Origin of the sequence: Tabrizicola sp. (assembly GCF_036781545.1) — a bacterium.
GTDB lineage: Bacteria > Pseudomonadota > Alphaproteobacteria > Rhodobacterales > Rhodobacteraceae > Tabrizicola.
On sequence record NZ_DAIQAT010000261.1, the window covers coordinates 1 to 3,031 of the forward strand.

At 70.0% G+C, this 3,031-nt stretch carries 1 protein-coding gene and 1 pseudogene; both read left to right on the forward strand.

What is annotated here, in order from left to right:
• Positions 1–2,688 (forward strand): thioesterase domain-containing protein (locus V7Q39_RS20370; protein ID WP_333818438.1); only part of this gene is annotated, 2,688 nt, incomplete at its 5' end.
• 14 nt (positions 2,689–2,702) lie between these two features.
• A pseudogene (locus V7Q39_RS20375) lies at positions 2,703–3,031 on the forward strand (hypothetical protein); the annotation flags it as partial.

Here is a 3,031-nt window from a genome sequence, read left to right on the forward strand (position 1 = left end):
GATGTCTGCAACCCCGAGGACATGCGCGCCGCCTTCGACCGCGTGAAGGCCGAGTTCGGCCCGATCTACGGCGTCGTCCATGCCGCAGGCACCGTCGATGACGCGCCCCTCCTCGGCAAGGACCCCGGCAGCGCCGATGCCGTCCTGTCGCCCAAGGTCCACGGCACCAAGCTTCTCGACGCGCTGCTGCCCGATGGCAGCGTCGACCGGATCGTGCTCTTCTCCTCGACCTCCACCGTGATCACCCCGGCAGGTCAGGCGGACTATGTCGCGGCGAACGAATACCTGAACGCCTTCGCCCGCAGCCGGGCCGGGGGGCTGACCAAGGTCACGGCAGTCAACTGGGGCATCTGGTCGGGGATCGGCATGGCCGCCGACGCCGACGCGCGCCGCCAAGGCAAGGATGCAGGCGCGCCCCTGCCCGGGCAACTGGTGCTGGAGCGGATGCAGAAGGGCGAGGATGAAACCCGTTTTCACGCGACCCTGACCAAGGACCATTGGGTGATGGACGACCACCGGCTGCTCGACGGCACGGCGGTCCTGCCCGGCGCCGCCTGGCCCGAGATCGCGCATGAGGCGCTGATGGCGGCTGGCGGCAAACAGGGTCTCCGGCTGACCGACCTCACCGTATTCCGGCCCCTGCGGCTGGAGGCCGACCTCCCCCGCGACCTACGTGTCAGCCTCACCCGCACCCGCGACGGCAGCCAGCGCCTGCAAGCCCGCGCGCTGGAACCACAGGGCTGGGCGCTGACGGCCGAAATGGGCGTCGCCGCCCTGACCGACCCGGCGGGCACAATCGACCTGACCGCCATCGCCGCCCGCTGCCCGGACAAGGCCACCGCCCCCGGCGGCGAGAACCTGCCCTCCGCGCAGGAAGATCGGATCGCCTTCGGCCCGCGCTGGCAGGTCCTCCGCGCCACCGCGCTTGGCACCCGCGAGGGATTGGCGACCTTGGCGCTGCCGACGCAGGCCGTGCAGGACACCGCGACCTGCATGATCCATCCGGCGCTCTATGACATCGGCACCGGCTGGGGCATCGCGCTTCTGCCGAAGGTCGACGAGGGCTTCGTCTGGGCCCCGGTGATGACCACCGCGATCCGCGTCCACGCCGCCCTGCCTGCAGAAATCCGCAGCTGGGTCCGCCTTGCGAGCGAGCCGACCGACGACACCGCCAGCTTCGACGTCACGCTCACCGACCCCACGGGCAAGGTGCTGGTCGAGGTCGAAGGCATCACCTTCCGCAAGGTCGCCTTCGAGGAAGCGCTGGCCCGCCCCGCCCCCCCGAACCCGCGCGAGGTGGAACGCGACGACGACCAGCGTGGCCAGTCCCCGGCGGAACAGCGCCTGGCACAGGCCCTCGCAGGCGGCATCCGGCCCGCAGAAGGGGCCGAAGCCTTCCTCCGCGCCATCGCGGCAGAGGGCGCTCAGGTACTGGTCTCCTCCCTCGACCTCGACGCCCTGGTCAAGCAGGCCAACGCCCCGGTGGCGGCGGAAACGGAAGGCCCCGGCTTCGCCCGCCCGGAACTCGAGACCGCATATGTCGCGCCCCGGAACAGCGTCGAACGCACACTCGCTGGCTTCTGGGCCGACCTCCTCGGCGTGGCCGAGGTCGGGGTAGAGGATGACTTCTTCGCGCTCGGCGGCCACTCGCTGATCGCCGTGCGGCTCTTCGCGATGATCCGCCGCCAGTGGAAGGTCGACTTCCCGATCTCGGTCCTGTTCGAGGCCCCGACCATCGCCCGCTGTGCCGCCCTCATCATTGATCGCATCGGCCCGCAGGACGACAGCACCTCGGCCCCGACCGAGCTGGCCGACCCGGCCGGGCCGAAGTTCACCCATCTCGTCGCCATGCACCGCGGCGAGGGCGGGCCGAAGAAGCCGTTCTTCCTCGTCGCCGGCATGTTCGGCAACGTCCTCAACCTGCGCCACCTCGCCAGCCTCCTCGGCACCGACCGGCCCTTCTACGGCCTGCAAGCCAAGGGCCTCTTCGGTGACGACAAGCCGCACATGACCATCGAGGAAGCCGCAACCTCCTGCCTCGCCGAGATCCGGCAGGTGCAGCCGAAGGGCCCCTATCTCCTCGGCGGCTTCTCGGGCGGCGGCCTCACCGCCTGGGACATCGGGCGGCAACTGCGCGCGGAAGGCGAGGAGGTGGCCCTGATGGTGCTTCTCGACACCCCGCTCCCGGTTCGCCCGCACCTGACCAAACCCGACAAGGCGATGATCAAGCTGGCCGAAATCCGCGCCGGGGGGCCGCAGTTCCTTGCCGACTGGGCGCGCAGGCGCTGGGAATGGGAACGCTCGCGCCGCGCCAAGGCCGCGAACGAGCCCGATCCGACGGTTCCGTCCTACAACAATGCCGCCATCGAAACGGCCTTCCGCCATGCCATCGGCGTCTACGACCTCAAGGGGTGGGAAGGCCGCACCGTCCTCTACCGCCCGCCGCTGGATCGCCGCTGGAAAGTGACCGGGGGCAACTGGGTTTCCTCCGCGCGGGAATATGTCTATCCCGACAACCTCTGGACGCCTTTCGCGCCCCGGCTGGAAGTGGTGGAAGTGCCCGGCGACCATGATTCCATGGTGCTGGAACCCAACGTGCGCGTATTGGCCGCACGGATGAAGGCCGCGATTCAGGCGGCCGAGGCTGGCGAAGTTCGCCCGTCCGATCATAGACTTGCTGCCGAGTGACCGGAGATTTCCCCATGACCCTGACCGCCCTTCTGATCGGCAACGAAAGCCTGACGTTGGACTGCGGCAAGCGCTGGCTGGAGCGGGGCCACGCTCTTGCCGCCGTGGTCACGCGCGAGCCGAAAGTGGCGGCCTGGGCAAGTGCGGCGGGCCTTCGGGTCGTCGCGCCGGGCGCGGGTCTGGTCGAGCGGACGGCGGGCCTGACGGTCGACTGGGTGCTGTCGGTCGCCAACCTTTCGCTGGTGCCGGATGCGGTGATGCAACTCGCCCGCCAGGGGGGTGTGAACTTCCACGACGGCCCCCTGCCCGGCTACGCGGGCCTGAACGCCCCGGTCTGGGCGCT